At 71.7% G+C, this 19,459-nt stretch carries 19 protein-coding genes; 12 read left to right on the top strand and 7 right to left on the bottom strand.

All coding sequences use genetic code 11. From position 1 onward, the window contains the following. Positions 1–8: 8 nt before the first annotated feature. Positions 9–440 (bottom strand): alternative ribosome rescue aminoacyl-tRNA hydrolase ArfB, encoded by a 432-nt coding sequence (arfB, locus tag ACFYYH_RS26420; protein WP_388555753.1) that lies wholly within the window; start codon positions 438–440, stop codon positions 9–11. A gap of 226 nt (positions 441–666) precedes the next feature. On the opposite strand from arfB, the gene ACFYYH_RS26415 reads away from it, so the two are divergent. Then, on the top strand, positions 667–1,242 hold the full coding sequence (locus tag ACFYYH_RS26415) for a TerD family protein (RefSeq protein ID WP_388555750.1): 576 nt from the start codon (positions 667–669) through the stop codon (positions 1,240–1,242). Between the two features lie 212 nt (positions 1,243–1,454). Here ACFYYH_RS26415 and ACFYYH_RS26410 read toward each other — a convergent pair whose 3' ends face one another. Both ACFYYH_RS26410 and ACFYYH_RS26405 read right to left on the bottom strand, forming a co-directional pair. Next, positions 1,455–3,047 carry a M1 family metallopeptidase gene (locus tag ACFYYH_RS26410; protein ID WP_388555747.1) on the bottom strand — a complete coding sequence of 531 codons (1,593 nt, stop codon included), beginning with the start codon at positions 3,045–3,047 and terminating at the stop codon, positions 1,455–1,457. A 22-nt stretch (positions 3,048–3,069) separates the two neighbouring features. Beyond that, positions 3,070–3,747, bottom strand: coding sequence for a Uma2 family endonuclease (locus ACFYYH_RS26405; RefSeq protein ID WP_388555744.1), 678 nt, complete (start codon positions 3,745–3,747; stop codon positions 3,070–3,072). Between the two features lie 235 nt (positions 3,748–3,982). On the opposite strand from ACFYYH_RS26405, the gene ACFYYH_RS26400 reads away from it, so the two are divergent. Then, the gene (locus tag ACFYYH_RS26400) at positions 3,983–4,480 is read left to right on the top strand and encodes a hypothetical protein (protein WP_388555741.1); all 498 of its coding nucleotides are present in this window, start codon (positions 3,983–3,985) and stop codon (positions 4,478–4,480) included. Positions 4,481–4,893: 413 nt separating this feature from the next. Here ACFYYH_RS26400 and ACFYYH_RS26395 read toward each other — a convergent pair whose 3' ends face one another. Beyond that, entirely contained in the window at positions 4,894–5,586 is a 693-nt protein-coding gene (locus tag ACFYYH_RS26395) for a pentapeptide repeat-containing protein (protein WP_388555738.1), read from the bottom strand. A 234-nt stretch (positions 5,587–5,820) separates the two neighbouring features. Between ACFYYH_RS26395 and ACFYYH_RS26390 the strand changes: the two genes are divergently transcribed. The 7 genes from ACFYYH_RS26390 (at position 5,821) to ACFYYH_RS26360 (ending at position 12,334) form a co-directional block, all read left to right on the top strand. Continuing rightward, a complete protein-coding gene (locus ACFYYH_RS26390; protein WP_388555735.1) occupies positions 5,821–7,023 on the top strand; it encodes an NAD(P)-binding protein in 1,203 nt (400 codons plus the stop codon). Between the two features lie 69 nt (positions 7,024–7,092). After that, positions 7,093–8,106 (top strand): zinc-binding dehydrogenase, encoded by a 1,014-nt coding sequence (locus ACFYYH_RS26385; protein ID WP_388555732.1) that lies wholly within the window; start codon positions 7,093–7,095, stop codon positions 8,104–8,106. Between the two features lie 250 nt (positions 8,107–8,356). Continuing rightward, on the top strand, positions 8,357–9,928 hold the full coding sequence (locus ACFYYH_RS26380) for an MFS transporter (RefSeq protein ID WP_388555729.1): 1,572 nt from the start codon (positions 8,357–8,359) through the stop codon (positions 9,926–9,928). A gap of 186 nt (positions 9,929–10,114) precedes the next feature. Further along, positions 10,115–10,867 carry a DUF6879 family protein gene (locus tag ACFYYH_RS26375; protein ID WP_388555726.1) on the top strand — a complete coding sequence of 251 codons (753 nt, stop codon included), beginning with the start codon at positions 10,115–10,117 and terminating at the stop codon, positions 10,865–10,867. Beyond that, entirely contained in the window at positions 10,864–11,724 is an 861-nt protein-coding gene (locus tag ACFYYH_RS26370; RefSeq protein ID WP_388555724.1) for a helix-turn-helix domain-containing protein, read from the top strand. Before ACFYYH_RS26375 ends, ACFYYH_RS26370 begins: the two co-directional genes overlap by 4 nt. Continuing rightward, the gene (locus tag ACFYYH_RS26365; RefSeq protein ID WP_388555721.1) at positions 11,619–12,116 is read left to right on the top strand and encodes a protein-L-isoaspartate O-methyltransferase; all 498 of its coding nucleotides are present in this window, start codon (positions 11,619–11,621) and stop codon (positions 12,114–12,116) included. The genes ACFYYH_RS26370 and ACFYYH_RS26365 overlap by 106 nt, the downstream gene beginning before the upstream one ends. A gap of 23 nt (positions 12,117–12,139) precedes the next feature. Continuing rightward, complete coding sequence (locus tag ACFYYH_RS26360; protein ID WP_388555718.1) at positions 12,140–12,334, top strand: hypothetical protein; 195 nt, start codon at positions 12,140–12,142, stop codon at positions 12,332–12,334. 129 nt (positions 12,335–12,463) lie between these two features. On the opposite strand, the gene ACFYYH_RS26355 is transcribed toward ACFYYH_RS26360, so the two are convergent. Beyond that, a complete protein-coding gene (locus tag ACFYYH_RS26355; RefSeq protein WP_388555715.1) occupies positions 12,464–12,940 on the bottom strand; it encodes a GNAT family N-acetyltransferase in 477 nt (158 codons plus the stop codon). A gap of 24 nt (positions 12,941–12,964) precedes the next feature. Next, on the bottom strand, positions 12,965–13,879 hold the full coding sequence (locus tag ACFYYH_RS26350) for an aminoglycoside phosphotransferase family protein (protein WP_388555712.1): 915 nt from the start codon (positions 13,877–13,879) through the stop codon (positions 12,965–12,967). On the opposite strand from ACFYYH_RS26350, the gene ACFYYH_RS26345 reads away from it, so the two are divergent. Both ACFYYH_RS26345 and ACFYYH_RS26340 read left to right on the top strand, forming a co-directional pair. Beyond that, positions 13,878–14,534 carry a rhomboid-like protein gene (locus ACFYYH_RS26345; RefSeq protein ID WP_388555709.1) on the top strand — a complete coding sequence of 219 codons (657 nt, stop codon included), beginning with the start codon at positions 13,878–13,880 and terminating at the stop codon, positions 14,532–14,534. The genes ACFYYH_RS26350 and ACFYYH_RS26345 overlap by 2 nt on opposite strands. Then, positions 14,531–16,060, top strand: a complete 1,530-nt coding sequence (locus ACFYYH_RS26340; RefSeq protein ID WP_388555706.1) for an NAD(P)/FAD-dependent oxidoreductase — start codon at positions 14,531–14,533, stop codon at positions 16,058–16,060. The genes ACFYYH_RS26345 and ACFYYH_RS26340 overlap by 4 nt, the downstream gene beginning before the upstream one ends. A 119-nt stretch (positions 16,061–16,179) precedes the next feature. Here ACFYYH_RS26340 and ACFYYH_RS26335 read toward each other — a convergent pair whose 3' ends face one another. Next, the gene (locus tag ACFYYH_RS26335; RefSeq protein WP_388555703.1) at positions 16,180–17,403 is read right to left on the bottom strand and encodes a hypothetical protein; all 1,224 of its coding nucleotides are present in this window, start codon (positions 17,401–17,403) and stop codon (positions 16,180–16,182) included. Between the two features lie 106 nt (positions 17,404–17,509). Between ACFYYH_RS26335 and ACFYYH_RS26330 the strand changes: the two genes are divergently transcribed. After that, on the top strand, positions 17,510–19,360 hold the full coding sequence (locus tag ACFYYH_RS26330) for a hypothetical protein (RefSeq protein ID WP_388555701.1): 1,851 nt from the start codon (positions 17,510–17,512) through the stop codon (positions 19,358–19,360). Positions 19,361–19,459 lie beyond the last annotated feature (99 nt).

Genomic DNA, 19,459 nt, shown 5'->3' with positions numbered 1-19,459 from the left:
CCGGGGGATCACGACCAGTCGCGGCCCGTGCGGCCCCGTTTCGTCTCCGCGCGCTGCTTCTTCTCCCGCAGCCTGCGCTCATTGATGCCGCGTGGGACCTTCGACTTCCTGCGCGCCCGTGGCGGCGGCGCCGTCGCCTCGGCCAGCAGGGACGCGAGCCGTACCGCCGCGGTCTCGCGGTTGCGCCACTGCGAGCGGTGCTCCGAGGCGCGTACGGAGACCACCCCACCCACCAGCCGGTTCGCGAGCCGTTCCAGGGCGCGGTCCTTCCAGACCTGCGGCAGCGCCTCCGTCTTCGCGAGATCGAAGCGCAACTCGACCTGGGAGTCGCTGGTGTTGACATGCTGCCCGCCGGGCCCCGACGAGCGCGAGAAACGCCACATCAGTTCGGCCTCCGGCAGGGAGACCGAACCACGGATGACATAAGGAGGCCCGGACATACCCCCATGGTCCCGTGTCCACGCCCCTGGCGTCACCCTCTTTTTCCGCCCCGGCGCGCCCGCGTCTCCCGCTCCGTCCGGCCCGCGACGGGCCGCGCCCGCCGCCCTCCCGGGTAAAGAAAGTAAAGAGGGACGGAACCTCCCGGTCCTCTGCCTGCGTTATGCCGGGTGACGGTAACTTCGGGACGACCCGAAGTCCGCACATGACAACGAAAGGGACATCCCCATGGCTGTAAGCCTGTCCAAGGGCGGCAACGTCTCCCTCACCAAGGAGGCACCGGGCCTGACCGCCGTCACGGTCGGCCTCGGCTGGGACGTCCGTACCACCACCGGCACCGACTTCGACCTCGACGCTTCGGCCATCGCGGTGAACGGCGGCGGGAAGGTTGTCTCCGACAGCCACTTCGTCTTCTTCAACAACAAGTCGACGCCGGACCAGACGATCGTCCACACCGGTGACAACCGCACGGGCGCGGGCGAGGGCGACGACGAGGCGATCAACGTCAACCTGGCGGGTCTGCCGGCCGACGTCGAGAAGATCGTCTTCCCGGTCTCCATCTACGACGCCGAGTCCCGCAGCCAGAACTTCGGCCAGGTGCGCAACGCGTACATCCGCATCGTCAACCAGGCCGGCGGCGCCGAGATCGCCCGCTACGACCTGAGCGAGGACGCCGCCACCGAGACCGCGATGGTCTTCGGCGAGCTGTACCGCAACGGCGCGGAGTGGAAGTTCCGCGCCGTCGGCCAGGGCTACGCCTCGGGCCTGGTCGGTATCGCCACGGACTTCGGCGTCAACCTCTGACACGTCCGACACGTTTGACACGTCCCACGTGTCCGACGCGGACGCATCCGACCGAACGCCCCCGCGAGCCTCTCGCGGGGGCGTTCGGCCGTTCGGGGCCCGTCTCCCGCGCATGGCGGCACCGATCGGGCAGGGGCCGGCCGTTCCGGGGAGTGGCGCCGCCAGTCGGCCGGGCCCGCCAGTCGACCGGGGCCGTCAGTCGACCGGGGCCGTCAATCGAGCGGGGGCTTCTCGTCGCCGTACAGCCAGGTGTCCCAGATCTCGCTGAGGTCCCGGCCCGCCTGCCGCTCCACATAGGTCGTGAAGTCATGGGTGCTCGCGTTGCCATGACGGTGCGTCTCCAGCCAGCCCCGCACGATACGGAAGAAGGCCGCGTCGCCCACGGTCTCCCGTACCCGGTGGACGACCATGGCGCCACCCCCGTACACCGGCGGGTCGGAGATATGGGCCGCGGAGGACGGCTCGGCGGGCGGGAACGCCCAGTTCTCCTCGGTCTCGTACGCGTCCTCGAAGCTCTGCCGTACCGGCACCCGCTCGGTGCGCTCCGCCCAGAGCCACTCCGTGTACTCCGCGAACCCCTCGTTGAGCCACATGTCCTGCCATGACTTGGGGGTCACGGAGTTGCCGAACCACTGGTGGGCCAGCTCGTGCACCAGGGTCGCGACGCTGGTGGGACCGGGGAGGAAGGGCCGGTTCTGGGTCTCCAGGGCGTACTGGGCATCGCCCTTCCGTCCGATGATCACTCCGGTGGAGGAGAAGGGATACGGCCCGAAGATCTCCTCCTGCCAGGTGACGATCCCGGGCAGTTCGTCGAGGAGCCGCGCGCTGCCCGCGGCGACGGCGGGGTCGACCGCGGTGTAGATGGGCAGCGGCGCCAGGGCCTTGCCCGCCTTTTCCGGCGTCTCCCCGGCCTGTCCCGCCTGCTTCTCCCCGGCCTGTCCCGGCTTCTTCTCCTCCGCCTTCTTCTCCTCCGCCTTCTTCTCCTCCGCCTGCTTCTCCTCCGCTTTTCTCTCCCCGGCCTTTCTCTCCCCCGCTTTACGCTCCGCCGCCTGCCTCTTCGCCGCTTTCCTCTCCGCCGCCTGCTTCCGCGCGATCCGCTCCGTCCGTTCCGTCTTCTCCGTCTTGTACGGACCGATGGCGACGGTGGTCAGATAGCTGGCCATCGGCTGGGCGCAGTGCCAGACGAAGGAGGTACGGCCGGCCGTGGTGCGCTCGCTCTTCAGCTCACCGTTGGAGACGGCTCGCACCCCCTCGGGCACGGTGATCTCGATGTCGTACGAAGCCTTGTCGCTCGGGTGGTGATTGCCCGGGAACCACGCCATCGAGCCGGTCGGCTCCCCCAGCCCCACCGCCCGCTCGCCCGATCTGAGCCACCCTTCCTCGGATTCATCGGGATCCGTGATGCGCAGCGGTACGCCGGAGTAGTGAACGACCGTACGGAAGGTGTCCCCCCGGCCGATGTCGTCACGCGGCCGGAGCGTGAGTTCCGTACCGGCCCGGTGGAGTGCGGCCTGCTCGTCGTCGACGGTCACGGAATCGACCTTCATCCCCGCGAAATCGAGATTGAAGGCGCTGAGATCCTGGGTGGCGCGCGCGGTGATCTCGGCGGTTCCTTCGAGCCGTCCGGTGGTGGGGGCGTAGTCGAGGGTCAGACCGTAGTGCTGGACGTCATAGCCGCCATTGCCCAGCCGGGGAAAGTAGGGATCCCGCACGCCCGCGGCCCCCGGCCGCCCGTGCACAGCGCCGTCACCGGTGCACCCGGTGAGAACAAGAAGGGTGAGGGGAAGGGCGAGACGCTTGTCCACCCCATGATCGTAGGTCTCCCGCTCAGAACTCGCTGGTGTCGAGCTCGAACCCCAGCGGTTCGGGAAGCGGAACCGTTTCGGAGATCTTGTACGAAACCTTGCGCGAGTACGCCTCACCGACGGGCAGTGTGCACAGCACGGCCTGCCCGGCTTCCCGGTCGATGAGGAGATAGACGGGAATGCCGGCACGGGCATACCCCCGGATCTTCTTGACCCGGTCGTTGTCACCGGTCGAGCGCGAGGTCACTTCGGCGACAAGGAGCATGGAGGCGGGGTCGTGGTATTCGAACTCGTCGGTGAAACTGCCCTTCGGCGCGATCACCAGGTCAGGCACGATCTTTCCGCTGACCGACGCGCCCGGGACAAACAACCCGAGGCCGGTGTAACCGCGCAACCGCGGATCCTTACGCCGTACGGCCACCTGCCCGTTCAGCTCCGAGACAATCTCTTCGTGCTCGCCATCGACGAGAGGTGTCACGTGGATCTCCCCTTCGATCAATTCCACGCGCCACCCCTCCGGGGCAGCCGCATCGAACACGTCGAAGGCCGCTTCGACCGACATGGCCGGGATCCTTCCCTTCACCCGCCTGAGCAGACGCTCATATTCGGGTGCGCCGTCATCCGTTCCGTACGGCTCATACGGCTCGCAGGACTCATACGGGTCGTATTCCGGCTCGTATTCGGGAACAGGCAGTGCCACGACGGACCTCCTTCGCGCAAGCGACACTGCCAGCGCAGCCGCGCGGCGCGAAAGGAAGCCGCGACCCTTCACTCGAACGTGCGAGCGGTGACGTTTCCGCGGTGCGGGAAGGTGACGCGCCGGGCGCCGTCAGATGGTGGTGCGGCAGGCGCGGTGTCCGCGGACGCGGTGTCGGTGAACGCGGGACCGGCCACCGCGCGCGTCCGCCCGCGGCGGCCGTGACACCATCGGCCCCGTGCTCGACATCGGTTACTCCCTCTCCCGCCGCTTTCCCGATCCGCCGCAGACCGACTACCGGCTCGCGGAGGTCCAGGCACTGCGGCACGACCTCTTCTGCGGGGACGTCTATCTCGCGGACACCAAGGCGGACCGGGAACTGTCCACCGCCTGGGGATGGGTGCCGGTGCTCGACTTCGCCTGGGCGCTGTGCGACATCGTCGAGCGGCTCGACCTCGATCCGCGCGGCAGCCGCGCGGCGAAGCCGCAGTACGCCGAGCTGGACTTCACCGAGTCGGCGGACCGCATGCTCTTCCAGCGGCGGTTCGGCTGGGTCGATGTGGAGGCCGACTGGATGCCCGGTGACGAGCCCCCGCTGACCTTCAGCCACCGGCTGCTCCGCCGTGAGGCACGCGACTTTCTGCACGATCTGATCGCGGACCTCGCCGATATGCACGAAGGTCTGGCGGACAACCCGATCATCTGGGACCTCCAGGCCCGCTTCCCCCGCGTCTGACCCGGCCCCTCCCACCGGCCGCCCCCTGCCGCCCCTCCCTGCCGCCCCTCCCTGCGGCCCCGTCTGCCGTCTCCTGCCGCTCCCACCGGCCGCCCCCTTGCCGCCCCCACCTGCCGTTACGTCACGGTCACAGACCCGGCACAGCACCCGCGCATCGTTTTCCGGATTGCCAGGCGTACATCCCGGAACGTCGGGCAGACGAGAAGTGCCGGGGCACCGCCGGGAACGGGTGACCGTTCCCTCCCCCCACAGAGAAGGCGTGCCCCCGGAGCACCACGAAGGCCCCGGCCCATCCCCCCAGGCCGGGGCCTCCGGTCTGTCCGCACCACCCGACTGCCCGGCACCGCCCCGCCGCCCCGGCCCGCCCCCGCTTCGGCTCCCGCTCCGGCACCCGATCCGGCTCCGGCTTCGGGTCAGTCCTCCACCCGTACGCCTATCTGCGCCGCGAACGCCGGTGCCAGATCCAGCAGTTGCGCCGAGCTGATCACCGCTCCCGCCAGCCGGTCCAGACCGCGCGCGATATCCAGCTCCGCGACCGTACGCAGATCGACGTCCTTGAGCCGCGCACCGCTCAGATCGACCCGCTTGAGCACACAGTCCCGGAACTCCACCCGCTCCAGCACCGCGTCCCCGAAGTCCGGCTCGGACAGGACACAGCCGTCGAAGACCACATCCTTCAGCCGGGCCTTCCGCAGATTCGCGTAGTCGATCTTCCCGCCCCGGATCAGCACCCGCTCCAGCACGGCGCCATGGAGCTGCACCCCGCCCAGCCGCGCGTCCACCACCTCCACATCGCGCAGTGACGCACCCGCCAGATCCGTGCCCACCCCCCGGACACCGCTCAGCACGGAATCGATGAACCGCGCACGCCCCAGGGACGTCTCGTCGAGAACGCACTCCCGCAGCGCGCAGTCGATGAACCGGGACCCCGGCCCGTCCTGCCCCGTCAGGACGAGGTCCTTGAACTCCAGCCCGTCGTAATCCCCGTCCGGCTCCAGCCCCCCGCCGTACGGACTGAGCGGCGGCAGCCGCACCTCCGCCCGCCTCGCCTCCATCTGCCTTGTCGGGCCCCCGCCCGCACCGCTCTTCGTCGTCTTCCTCGCCATGTGCCCATGGTGACGTACGGCACTGACAACACGCCGATGTCACATCGAGCTGTCCGGTATCCGTCACAGCGGTGAGAGCCGGAGCCGGTGAGAGCCGGAGCCGGCGAGCGCGAGCCGGCAACAGGCCGGAGCGAGCACGGACAAGCACAGGCCGCAGCGAGCACGTACGGCGGGCACGCGCGGACAGGCACGTACGGACCAGCCCAGGCCGGACCATGAAGGGGACCCACCTCTATGCGTACGCATCCCAGGAAGCACATCACGGTCGTCGGCGGCGGCCTCGCCGGACTCACCGCCGCCGTCACCGCCGCCGAGTCGGGCGCCGCCGTCACCCTCTACGAGGCCCACCGCACCCTCGGCGGCCGGGCCCGCACCGCCGAGGGTCCTTATCTCACCAACGAAGGGCCGCACGCCCTCTACCACCACGGTCCGCACTGGGCCTGGCTGAGCCGACGCGGTCTGCTCGGCCCCATGGCGAGCCCGCCCGCGCGCGAGGGCGTCCGCTTCCGCTTCCACCGCGACGGCGCCCTGCGCAGGACCCCGCCCCTCGGCCTCCTCCGTCTCGCCCGCCACAAGGCCGAACACGCGCCGGTGGACACCGACTTCCTGACCTGGGCCACCGAGCGCGAAGGGGCCGCCGCCGCCCGCGCCGCCGCGCACTACAGCGCGGTCGCCCTCTTCCACCACGACCCCGGATCCCTCTCCGCCGCCTTCGTCCAGGAGCGTCTGCGGCGCGCCGCCGCGCTGCCGCCCGAGGCCCGCTACCCCGTCGGTGGCTGGGGCGAGCTGATCGACCGTATGGCCGGGTACGCCGGGAGCCTGGGCGTACGGACGGAGACGGCGGCACGGATCGACACCGTCCCCGAGAACGGCCCCGTGATCGTCGCGACCTCCCTGGCCGCGGCCCGCAGGCTCCTCGGGGACGACCGGCTGCACGGGACCGGCGGCCGTACCGCGCTGCTCGATCTCGCGGTCCGTACGAGCCGGGGCGACGCGTTCGTCGTGTCGGACCTGGACGCCCCCGGCTGGCTCGAACGGTTCACCGCGCAGGACCCGTCCCTGGCCCCGGCCGGGCAGCAGCTCCTCCAGGGGCACTTCCCGGTCGGCCCCGGCGAGTCGGGGGCCGACGGCATCGCCCGCGCCGAGCGCCTGCTCGACCTGGGGTTCCCCGGCTGGCGCGAACGGACGCTGTGGCGGCGGGACTCGCTCGCGACCGGCCGCACCGGCGCGGTCGACCCGCCGGGCACCACCTGGCGGGACCGGCCCCGTATCGACCGGGGCGACGGGGTGTATCTCGCGGGTGACGAGGTCGCGGCGCCCGGCGTGCTCTCGGAAGTGTCGTTCACCAGCGGGATCGGGGCGGCCTCACTGGCCCTTCGGCAACTGGACCTGCCGGGCGGGGAGAGCCCGGCGGGCCTTGACCTCAAGCACGCTTGAGGACGGACGCTTGTTCGCACACCGTGCCCGCCGGACGAACCGCGCGGGACGAACGCGAGGGAGCCCGCCATGCACGCCGTCCGCCTCCATGCCTTCGGCCCCGCCGAGAACCTCACGTACGAGCGGACCGAGGACCCCGTGCCCGGCCCCGGCCAGGTCCGGATCGCCGTGGCGGCGGCCGGGGTCCATCTCCTCGACACCGCGCTGCGCCAGGGGATGCGGGGCCCGCGGGCGGCCGCCGTGGAACTGCCCACCATCCCGGGCCGCGAGGTGGCCGGTACGGTCGAGTCGCTCGGCGAGGGCGTGGCCGCCGACTGGCTCGGCCGGCGGGTCGTCGCGCACCTGGGCATGGTGCCGGGCGGTTACGCGGAACTCGCCGTCACCGACACCGCCCGGCTCCACGAGATCCCGGCCGGGCTCGACGAGGCCGAGGCCGTCGCCATGATCGGGACGGGCCGTACGACCATGGGCATCCTCCAGTTCGCCGAAGACCTCGGCCCCGGCGACATCGTCCTCGTACCGGCGGCGGCGGGCGGGATCGGCACCCTGCTCGTCCAGTACGCGAAGAACGCCGGCGCCACCGTCGTCGGGCTCGCGGGCGGCCCCGCCAAGGTCGCCCTGGTCGCCGCGAACGGCGCCGACCTCGCCGTCGACTACACCCTGCCCGACTGGTCCGCCGAGGTCCGCGGCCATCTGCGCGAGCGTCACGGCGGCCGGGGCGCGACCGTCGTCTTCGACTCCGTCGGCGGCGCGACGGGCCTGGCCGCCGTCGACCTCCTCGCCAAGGGCGGCAAGCACATCGTCTTCGGCTGGTCGGGCGCGGGGCTGCACGACGGGTCCGCGCTGACGTTCACCGAGGAGGAGCTGGCGGAGCGCGGGATCACCTCCGAGTCGGTGCTCGGCCCGGTGATGCTCCAGAAGGCGGGCGGCGACGTGCGGGTGCTGGAGGAGCGCTCGCTCGCCGAGGCCGCGGCGGGCCGGCTGCGCCCCGCCGTACAGCGGTTCCCGCTCGCCGACGCGGCAGGGGCCCACCGGGCGCTGGAGACCCGCGGAACCGTGGGGAAGGTCGTACTGGAGCCGTAGTACGACGCAAGAAGCGAAAACACCCGATTCATGGTCTTCTGTGCAGAGGCCGGACAGAGATCAGGGAGATCGAGAGATCGAGAGACCGGGAGAGGAGAGAGGGAGAGGTACGGACAGAGACCGGCCCGGCCCCCGACCCCGACTTCGGCTCCGACCCTGCCCCAGGCCCACGACCGGCACGGGCCGGGCCGGCAGGGGTCCACCGGCAGAGGGGTCCACCGGCAGAGATCCATGTGAGGGAAGACCTGGGATGAGCGACCCGGCGAACAGCGACCCGGCGAACTCGGGGAGCCGGCCCGGCTCGCCCGCCGGCCCGCGCCCCCGTCCGGAACCCGGCACCGAGGCCGACACCCACCGCTGGTGGGCCCTGGCCGTGATCGCGACAGCCCAGCTCATGGTCGTACTCGACGCCACCATCGTGAACATCGCCCTGCCGTCGGCCCAGCGCGACCTGGGTCTCACCAACGGCAACCGGCAGTGGGTGATCACCGCCTACACCCTGGCGTTCGGCGGGCTGCTGCTCCTGGGCGGCCGGATCGCGGACCTCGTCGGCCGTAAACGCACCTTCGTCGTCGGCCTCATCGGATTCGCCGCGGCCTCCGCGATCGGCGGCGCGTCCAGCGGCCCCGAGATGCTCTTCCTCGCCCGCGCGCTCCAGGGTGCCTTCGCCGCTCTCCTCGCGCCCTCCGCGCTCTCCCTGCTCACCACCACCTTCACCAGCGGCCCCGACCGCGCCAAGGCCTTCGGCGTCTTCAGCGCGATCGCGGGGGCCGGCTCCGCCATCGGTCTGCTCGTCGGAGGCGTCCTGACCGAGTATCTGAGCTGGCGGTGGTGTCTGTACGTCAATGTCCCGATCGCCGTGACCGCCGTCGTCGGCGCGTTCACGCTCCTCAGCGACCGGGCCGGGAGCCGCGGGGCCCGTCTCGACATCCCGGGCGTCATCCTGGGCTGCGGCGGTCTGGTCGCCCTCGTCTACGGACTCAGCGAGGCCGAGGCCGAGGGCTGGACCGCACCGCTCGTCCTGGGGCTGCTCATCGGCGGTGTCGCGCTGCTGTGCGCCTTCGTGGGGTGGCAGAGCCGCACCACAGGACCGCTGCTGCCCCTGCACATCGTCCGCGACCGCAACCGCGGCGGCTCGATGCTCATCATGTGCCTGACGACCGTGGGGCTGTTCGGGGCGTTCCTGTTCATGACGTACTTCCTCCAGAACATCCTCGGCTACTCCCCCCTCAGGACCGGGCTGGCCTTCCTGCCGATGACCGCCTCGATCGTCATCGGCTCCACCCAGATCTCCGCCAGGCTGCTGCCGTACGTACCGCCGCGGTTCCTGCTGGTGCCCGGACTGCTGCTCGGCGCCGGCGGCCTCTACTCGCTGACCTCCATCGACATCCACTCCAGCTACCCGACGCACATCCTGCCCGGCACCGTGCTGCTGGGGCTCGGCCTCGGTCTCACCTTCATGCCCGCGATCTCCACCGGCACCTCGGGGGTGGCGGCCAGGGACGCCGGTGTCACCTCGGCGACCGTCAACACCGCGCAGCAGGTCGGCGGCTCCATCGGCACGGCGCTGCTCAACACCATCGCGACGACCACCACGAGCGCCTATCTGGCCGTCCGTCTCGCCGCGGCCGAACGGGAGGGCGGGCTCACCCCGGCCGAGCGGACGGATCTCGTGAACACCGGCACGGTCCACGGCTTCACCGTCGCCATCGCCTGGGCGGCGGTCATCCTGGTGGCCGCGGCGATCGTCGCCGCCCTGGTCGTCACCGGCGCCTCCCCCCGCACCCGCGAGGCCGAGGCCGCCAACCCCCCGCCCCCCTGACACACTCGCCACTCCGCCACTCCTCGGCCCCACCCGGCAGCGGCCGAGGCCCCCACGGAGACACGGCCGAAGCGCCCGCGACCGGTTACGTCGGATCCCGAGAATCATCGCGAATCGAGCAGGACAGGAAGGCTCTGACCGTTCCATCCTGATCGGGACTTGTCCGGTGGTGGGAGGGGAACGGCAATGGCACGGCGACTCCGGTTCATCGGTACCAATTCCGGCAACGACGGTTGCCCGACCCTGTACGAGGATCTGAACACCGGGGAGATCCTGGTTCAGGGCGACGCGGTGACCGACCCCGACGATGTGGCGCAGCTTCGGAACATCAAGAATGGAGAAGGGTTCGTGGTCGTGCCCCGTGTCCTGCTGGCGGACTTCGCCCCCAGGGACGTGGAGAGGACGCCCGTGCTGATCGGCTTCAAGGAGTTCGAGGGGATGTTCCGGACCTTCGAGCACACCGCCTGGCGTCTGGAGAGCCGTCGCCGCTACCGGTCCGACGAGGAGACCGAGACGTACCGCCGGTTCTCTCGGGGCGAGGACGCCGGCTGGGACCTGAACGACCCCTGGTGTGTGTCCCGGCGCGAACAGTCCGCCCTGGGAAAGCGCTTCGAGCCGGTGCGTATCACCGACGCCCCGCCCACCCCCGGCCAGCGCTACCTGCTCGACAACGCGCGTCGCAACAGCGCGGTGGGCGAGGACATCCGCAACCTGTGGCGCGCCGAAGCGGAGCGGCTGCGCCTCCCGGACGACGATTTCTGGATCTTCGACTCCCGGGTGATCGCCCGACTGCACTTCGATGACGACGATCGGATGACCGGCGTCGAAGTGGTCACGGACCCCGTGGAGGTCGCCCGTGCCTGCCAGGTCAGGGACGCCGCGTGGCACCGCGCCGTTCCGTACGAGACCTTCGCGGACGAGGTGCCGTCGGCCGGGTGAGCACCGACTTCCAGCAGGCGAGGGTCGCCCTCGGTACGCGGCTTCGTGAACTGCGCACCGACCGGCGGCTCACGGGCCGCCAGTTGGCGGTCCGGCTCGGCTGGCCCCAGTCCAAGATCAGCAAACTGGAGACCGGGCGCCAGACCGCGACGGCTGACGACCTGCTGGCGTGGGCGAACGGCACCGGTCGCCCAGAAGCGGCGGAGGAGCTGATCACCCGGCTCCGGAGCCTGGAGTCGCGCTCCCGTGCCTGGCGCAGACAGCTTTCAGCGGGCCACAGGCCGATTCAGGACACGCTGACAGCCGAGTACGAACGCACGACGACCTTTCATGTCTGGCAGGGCTCCACGGTCGTGGGAGTACTCCAGACCGCCGACTACGCCCGCCACGTGTTCAGGCGCTACGCGGATCTCCATCAGTCCGTGCGCGACACCGAAGACGCCGTACGAGCCCGTGTGAAGCGCCAGGAGATGCTGTACGAGCCGGGCCGCAGATTCCACATCGTGATGTGGGAGGCAGCGCTCCGGGCTCTCGTATGCCCCCCTCCCGTGCTTGCCGCACAGCTCGACCGCCTGGCGGGCGCCCTGGGGCTGGACACCGTCTCCCTGGGCATCGTCCCGTTCGGCGCCTCGCTCAAGATTCCCCCGGCCAACGGCTTCTGGCTGTACGACGACCGGTTGGTGATCGCGGAGGACTGGCACGCGGAGCTCTGGCTGGACGACGCGGACAGTGTCGGCGTCTACCGGAAGGTGTGGCGGACGCTCTCCGACTCCGCGGGGCCGGATACCACCCGGTGGCCGTCATCGGGGATGGCTCCCAGGGCCGGCCGGAGTCCGCTCCGTACGACCGGGTGTTGATCACGGCCTCCCTCCGCGAGATCCCGGCGGAGATCATCCGGCAGACCCGGCCCGGTGGGATCATCGTCTGCCCGTACGCCACGGAGTACGGCGGGAGGCCGTCGTCCGGCTCACCGTCCGGGAGGACGGTAGCGCCACAGGTCCTTTCGTCGGCTCCTCCGCCTTCATGCGGCTCCGACAACAACGCGCCCACCGAACACACGTCAAGGAATACCTGGGCGGCAAGCCATGGCCGGCCGACGGCCGCCGTACGGTCACCTCCCTCTCGCCGGAGCACGTGGCTCCCTGGCTCCCCATGTTCGCCATCGGGCTCCAGACAGAGGGGATGTTCCCCTACCCGGAGCGGTACGACGACGGGAGCTACACGCTCTGGCTCCGGGACACCAAGGTGACCTCCTGGGCATCGATTGACTTCGTGCCCGCGGCAGAGGAGTTCGAGGTCCACCAGTCCGGACCGCGGGACCTGTGGGGCGAGGTCAGGGCTGCCTACGCCTGGTGGAACGAACAGGACCGGCCGGGGTTCGAGCGGTTCGGCCTGACCGTGAGTCCCGGTGGCATCCGCGGTGCGTGGCTCGACTCGCCGGGGCATCCGGTCCCCGCCGTCGGATAGGCGGAGACAGCACCCGCCCGGCCGTGTGTCTCCTGCGGGGCACGCGGCCGGGGCCGCTCGGCGGGCTTGGTCGGGCTGGGGTCTTTCGTGTGGATCAGGCTGAGCCCAGCACGATCCACACGAGAGGCCCTAGCGGTCCGTGGCCAGGTCCTTCAGTGCGTCGTCCGTCAGGCGGAAGACCGTCCAGCCGTCCTGGGGGCGGGCTCCCAGCGACCGGTAGAACGCGATCGACGGCTCGTTCCAGTCCAGGACCGACCACTCCAGGCGCTCGTAGCCGCGCTCCGCACAGATCCGCGCCAGTTCCGTCAGCAGCGCCTTCCCGTGGCCGCCGCCGCGCCGGTCGGGGCGTACGTACAGGTCCTCCAGATAGATGCCGTGCACCCCGCGCCAGGTCGAGAAGTTCAGGAACCAGAGGGCGAACCCCACCGGCTCCCCGTCGTCCGACTCCGCGACATGGGCGAACGCCGCGGGCCGCTCCCCGAACAGCGCCTCGTGGAGCTGCTCCTCGGTCGCCCGCGCCTCGTCCAGGCACTTCTCATACTCCGCCAGCTCCCGGATCATCGCGTGGATCACCGGGACATCGGCGGCGGTGGCAGTACGAATCATGACCGCAGCCTGCCTCCTCCCCGCTCACCGTGTCAGCAGTGACCGAGCGATGGACACCTGATCGGGATCAAGTTCCCACTCACCGTCCTTGATGTGCCACAGGCTGTTCTGGAGCACCCGTCCCAGAGTCCAGGCGCGCGCCCGCTCCCGGTCCAGACCGAGCGTCTCCGTCATCAGATCGAAGCGCCACAGGGTCTCCGCGGCGTCGAAACGGTTGATCAGCGCGGGCATCAGCTCGAACCCGGGATCGCCCGCCAGCGGCGTCGGATCGATCGCCAGCCACGGCTCCCGGTCGGCGGCCATGACGTTCTCGTAGTGCAGATCCCAGTGCAGCAGCCGGTCCCCCGGCTCGCCCGCCACCTCGCGCACCGCCGCCGCGCAGTCCCGCAGCAGCCGCCGCTCGCCCTCGTCCACCAGCGACTTCTCCAGTACCGGCACATCGTCGAGCATCCGCGCCGCGACATCGCCCAGCCCGCGCAAACCCGTAGGAGCCGCGGCCGAGGTCAGCCGCGCCAGCAGCTCCGCCAGAATCCGGACCGCCTCCCGTGTCGGCGTGCCGGTCAGATCCCGGGCCCGCAGCCGCTCCAGCAGCAGCGTGCCCGTCGTACCGTCGTACCGCAGCAGCCGCACCGCCCCGTCGCCGTCCCAGGCCCGCAGCGCCACCGGCTCCCCGGCCGACTCGTCGTCGAGGTGCTGGAGCTTGAGCACCGCCGCCGTACCGTCCGGGCACTCCACCGGGAGCACCAGCGCGCACATTCCGTACATCGAGGGACCGGTACGGCGCAGCTCCCACCGCTCCAGAAAGTCCGCCGCCCGGCCCGGCAGCGCCGCGATGAACGCGCGGCCGGCCTCGCCCAGGAACTTCGACTGTGTTTCCACCAGCTCCACCGGAATGTCGATCACGCTCCCGATCGTAAGGCCGTGCGTGAATCGCCCCATGCGCCGCATTCTCGACCCGGTCCGCACCTGGATCACGAGCGCCCCCGGCACCTATCTCTGGCTGGCCGCCCTCTTCGTCACCACCGTCGCCCTCCATCAGATGTCCCCCCAGTTCGAGAGGGAGTTCCTGCTCCAGCGCTCCACCAACATCCACGAACTGTCCACCGACCCCGTCCGCGTCCTCGTCGCCAGCGCCTTCTGGATCGACGGCGGCACCTGGCTCCCGTGCGCCGTGCTCTACACCGTCTTCCACGCCCCCGCCGAGCACTGGCTCGGCACCCCGCGCTGGCTCGCCGTCGCCGCGCTCGCCCATGTCGGCGCCACCCTCATCAGCGAAGGTGTCCTCGGCTGGGCCATCCACCACGGCCACGCACCGCAGTCCGCCGCCAACACCCTCGATGTGGGCGTCAGCTACGCGCTCGCCGGAATCGTGGGCGTCCTCACCTACCGTGTGCCCGCGCCCTGGCACCTGCCGTATCTCGCCGCCGTCCTCATCTTCTACGGCGTTCCCCTGATCATCGGCCGTACCTTCACCGACCTCGGCCATCTCGCCTCGGTCCTCATCGGCCTCGCCTGCTACCCCCTCACCCGTGCCGACCGGCCCCGCCGATACCTGGACAAACGTACGAGGAGCGGTGTACGAACACCCTCATGACCAGTGCGAACAACGGCGGACCCCCCGGCGGACCCACCGGCAGAGGCAGCGGCGGAGGCAGCGGCACAGGTACAGGCGGCGGCACCGGGCACGGGACAGGGACCGGGACCGGCGGCGGCACCGGGACCGGGCATGGGACCGGGACCGTCAACGGTGGGATCTCCTTCTGGTACGCGCAGGACGGCATCCCGGCCCCACGGCAACCGCTCCCCGGCGACACGACCGCCGACGTCTGCATCGTCGGCGGCGGCTACACCGGCCTGTGGACGGCCTACTACCTCAAGAAGGCCGCCCCGTTCCTCGACATCACCGTCCTGGAAGCCGCGTTCTGCGGTTACGGCGCCTCCGGGCGCAACGGCGGCTGGCTCTACAACGGCATCGCGGGCCGCGACCGTTACGCGCGACTCCACGGCCACGAGGCCGCCGTACGCCTCCAGCACGCCATGAACGACACCGTCGCCGAAGTCGTACGCGTCGCGGCGGACGAACACATCGACGCCGACATCCACCGGGGCGGCGTCCTCGAAGTCGCCCGCACCCCCGCCCAGCTCGCCCGCCTCCAGGCCTTCCACACCGCGGAGACCGCCTTCGGCGAGACCGACCGCACCCTCCACGACGCCCGCGAGACCGCCGAGCGCGTGCGCGTCGCCGGAGCCCTCGGCTCCACCTGGACCCCGCACGGCGCCCGGCTCCACCCCGTCAAACTGGTCAAGGGGCTCGCCGCGGCCGTCGAGGCACTCGGCGTCACCCTCCATGAATCGACGCCCGTCACCGAGATCAGGCCCAAACACGCCGTCACGCCCCACGGAACCGTCCGCGCGCCCTATGTCCTGCGCTGCACCGAGGGCTTCACCGCGAGCCTCAAGGGCGCCCGGCGCACCTGGCTCCCCATGAACTCCTCCATGATCGCCACCGAGCCCCTGCCCGCCGGGATCTGGGACGCCATCGGCTGGGACGGCCGCGAGACCCTCGGCGACATGGCGCACGCCTATATGTACGCCCAGCGCACCGCCGACGACCGCATCGCCCTCGGCGGCCGTGGCCACCCGTACCGCTACGGCTCGCGGACGGACAACGACGGCCGCACCCGGCCCGCCACCGTCGAGGCGCTGCGCGACCTCCTCGTCCGCTTCTTCCCCGCCACCGAGGGCGTCCGTATCGACCACGCCTGGTCGGGTGTCCTCGGTGTTCCCCGTGACTGGTGCGCCACCGTCACCCTCGACCGCGCCACCGGTCTCGGCTGGGCCGGCGGCTATGTCGGCTCGGGCGTCGCCACCACCAATCTCGCCGCCCGCACCCTGCGCGATCTGATCCTGCGGGACTCGGGGCAGGCGGGCCCGACCGAACTGACCACCCTGCCCTGGGTCGGCCACAAGGTCCGTAAGTGGGAGCCCGAACCCTTCCGCTGGCTGGGCGTCCACGGCATGTACGCGGCCTATCGCACGGCGGACGCCAAGGAGGCCACCGCCGCCACACCCCGCACGCATCCCATCGCCCGCGCGGCCGACCGCATCGCGGGCCCCTGACGGCCGCATCGCAAGCCGCTGACGGCCACGGGAGCCGGGGCCGCCGCGGGACCGCCTCCCCCTGGGCCCCTGGGACGGGTCGGACGCGGCCCGGCCAGGCGGCGCCGGATCCCGTGCGCTCACCAGCTCCAGCGGAAACCCGCCGCCGCGTGCTCCAGATACGGGAGGAACCGGTGGACGGACATCGCCCCGTCCGACGACTCGTCCAGAAGGACGGGGGTCTCGCCGAGGCGCCTGCCGTCCGTGTGGTCGTCCCACAGCGTCCACCACACCCGGCGGGGCGGGTGCCGGACGGCGAACTGGACGACGATGTCGACGTTCTCCGCGCGCGCGTGCGCGACCCTGCGGTATTCGAGCGCGGGAGCCGGTCCCGGCCAGAAGGTCACCTCGTACTCCAGTGAGGCCACCTGCCCCGCGGCGAGCGGGCTCGGCAGGGTGAGTTCCACGACGGGAGTGCTGCCGGGGAACTCATGACGGGCGGTGATCCGGGCGCCGCGCAGGACCGTCACCTCGCGGCCTCCCGGTGGCAGCCGGTACGGAAAGACGTCCACGCCGTCCTCGCACGCCGTGATCGCGCGCGTCGTACGGTGGCGCAGCCGACCGCCGTCCGGGCCGATCGTGTGGCACTCGAACACCGAGACCGTACGGTGGCGCTGACGCAGCGGCAGATACTGGGGGCCGCGCAGCGTGTGCGAGACGGACGCTCCCCCCGCCGACACCGGCCCCGCCGCCGACACCGGCCCCGCCGTCGACACGGCCGTCGACACCACCGCCGGGACCGCCGCGGACCCCGGCCCCGGCACCGACCCCGGCACAGACACCAGCCCGGTCACAGGCACAGGCTGCGTCCCCGTCACCGTCCCGGTCACAGGCCCCGGCACAGGCACCAGCTCCGTACCCGTCCCCGTCACAGATCCCGGCACCGGCATCGGCATCGGCACCGTCGCCGGTCCTGGCACAGCCATCGGCAGAAATCGTGCCGCGCGCAGGCGGTCCGCGTCCTCCTCGGTCATACGGAAAGCGCCGATGAACCAGTCGAGGGTCTCCGGGCTGATCACCTCCCCCGCGAGCGCCCTGTGCACCCGGTCCTTCAGCACCCGCGGCAGATCGGTCGCCGTGTCCGGCCGCTCGCCGGTGTCCCAGAGATGGAGCGCGACCACCCGCGCGACGGCGGACTGGCTCACCTCCACCTCGCCGTCGGGGCCACGCCGTGTCCGGTGACCGAGCCGCTCCCACCGGAGGCGGTACCGCTCCCGCCGCACGAGCAGGGTGCGCAGCAGTTCCCCGGCCGCCCGCGTGCCCGCGTGCCCGTTTCCCCCGCCGGTCATGGTTCCGCTCGTCATCCCAGGCCCCCGCCCCGATGAGACACACCTGCGACAGACCGTTGCTGCACTGGTCCGTCGGGTAGTTCCTGCCCGTCTCCGACGGAGGCTATAGGTGAGCGGACCCATGGTTCAGACGTTTACGGCAATACCGGCGCCCGGAGGTCTCAGCGCCGCCGAGCTGAGGGTTTGGGAGGCCTATCCGCGCGGGGCCGCCGTCGATCTGCGCCCGCCGGAACCGCGCCCGGCCGGGGCCACCGTCGTCGGCGCCACCGTCGGCGTCACCGGCATCACCACCGCCGTCGCTCCCACCACCACCGTCGGCGCCACCGGCATCACCACCGCCGTCGCTGCCAGCACCGCAGTCGCTCCCACCACTGCCGTCGCTCCCACCACCGCCACCTCCACCTCCGCCGGGCGGACCGTACGGGCGGAGGTCCTCGCCGCGCTGCTCCAGGGCGGGCACGACCCCGGCGGGGCCGCCGGACCGTATGCCGCGCTGCGGCTGCGCGGCGCCCGCGTGACCGGGTCGCTGTCGCTGGCCGGCGCCGTGCTGGAGGCGGCCACCGTCTCGTTCGCGGACTGCGAGTTCGAGCGGCCCGTGTCCTTCGCGGACGTCAGCGCGCGCGGACTGTCGCTGACCGGCTGCCGGCTGCCCGCGTTCAACGGTGACCGGCTGCGTGTGCAGGGGGTGCTGGAGCTGCGGGACTGTCTCGTACCGGGCGGCGTCCGGCTGGAGCGGGCGCGGGCCGAGACCGATGTGCTGCTGACCGGCACGGTGCTCGGCCGGGGCCGGGACGGTACCGCGCTGGCCGCCGAGGGGCTGTCGGTGGCGGGCGCGCTCGACTGCGACCGGGGCTTCCGTGCCACCGGCGCCGTACAGCTCAGCGGGGCCAGGATCGGCGGGCGGGCACGGTTCGACGACGCCGTCGTACGCAACCCCGGCGCCCACGCGCTGATCATGGACCGTACGGTGCTCAGCGACCGGCTGCTCGGCCGCCGGCTGACCGTGGAGGGCGGGTTCCGGCTCTTCAACGCGGACATCGCCGGGAGCGTGCAGCTCACGGGGGCGCGGCTGCACCACCCCGCCGGTACGGCGCTGGGCGCGTCCGGCAGTACGGTCCGCGGCGGATTCTGGTGCTCGGGGCCCTTCACCGCCCGGGGCGAAGTACGCCTGACCGGTGCGGAGTTGCGTGCCAACCTGAATCTGTCGGGGGCCTCCCTGGGCAACGGGCACGGGCCCGCGCTCCGGCTGGACCGGCTCTCCGCCGGGGACGTCGACGCGCGCGGCCTGACCGTCTCCGAGGGTCCGGCGAGCGCCATAGGTCTGCATGTCCGGGACACGATGGATCTGCGCGGCTGCCGTCTGGACAGCCTGGACCTCTCGCACGCGCGCATCGGCGTGCTCGTCGACGACCCCGGCCACTGGCCGCGCCGGCTCGGCCTGGACGGTCTGGTCTACGAGGCGCTGAGGCCCGTCCTGCCCGCGCGCGACCGGCTGGGCTGGCTGCGGCGCGACCCCTCGGGCCCGCTGTCGCAACCGTACGAGCAGCTCGCGGACTGCTATGCCCGCCTCGGCCGGCCCGCCGAGGCGCGCCGGGTGCTGTACGAGGCCCAGCGCGGACGCCGCGGGCCGTTGCCGCCGCCCGCCCGGCTCTGGGACGCGGTACTCGATCTCGCCGTGGGCTACGGATACCGGCCGTGGCGGGCGCTGTGCTGGCTGGTGCTGCTCGTGGCCACGGGGACGGCCGTGTTCGGCACCGTACGGCCGGCCGCGCTGGATCCCGGCAGGGAACCCCGCTTCCAGCCGGCCGTCTACACGCTCGATCTGCTGCTGCCGCTGGTCGACCTCGGGCAGGAGCGCGCGTACCAACCGCTGGCCGGCACCCAGTGGTTGGCGTACGCGCTCGTCGCCGTCGGATGGGTGCTCGCCTCGGCCGTGGCCCTGGGCCTGGGCCGGACCCTGTCCCGCGCCTGAGACACAGGCGCGACACAGCGGTGGTTCCCTCACGGGACGGGACCCGGTGCCTCTCCCGGCACCGCACGGCGACCGGCCGTCCCCGCTCCGACCCCGGAA

Origin of the sequence: Streptomyces sp. NPDC002018 (assembly GCF_042890865.1) — a bacterium.
GTDB lineage: Bacteria > Actinomycetota > Actinomycetes > Streptomycetales > Streptomycetaceae > Streptomyces.
The sequence above is the reverse complement of the archived record's forward strand: the minus strand, read 5'-3'. Positions and strand labels throughout refer to the sequence as shown.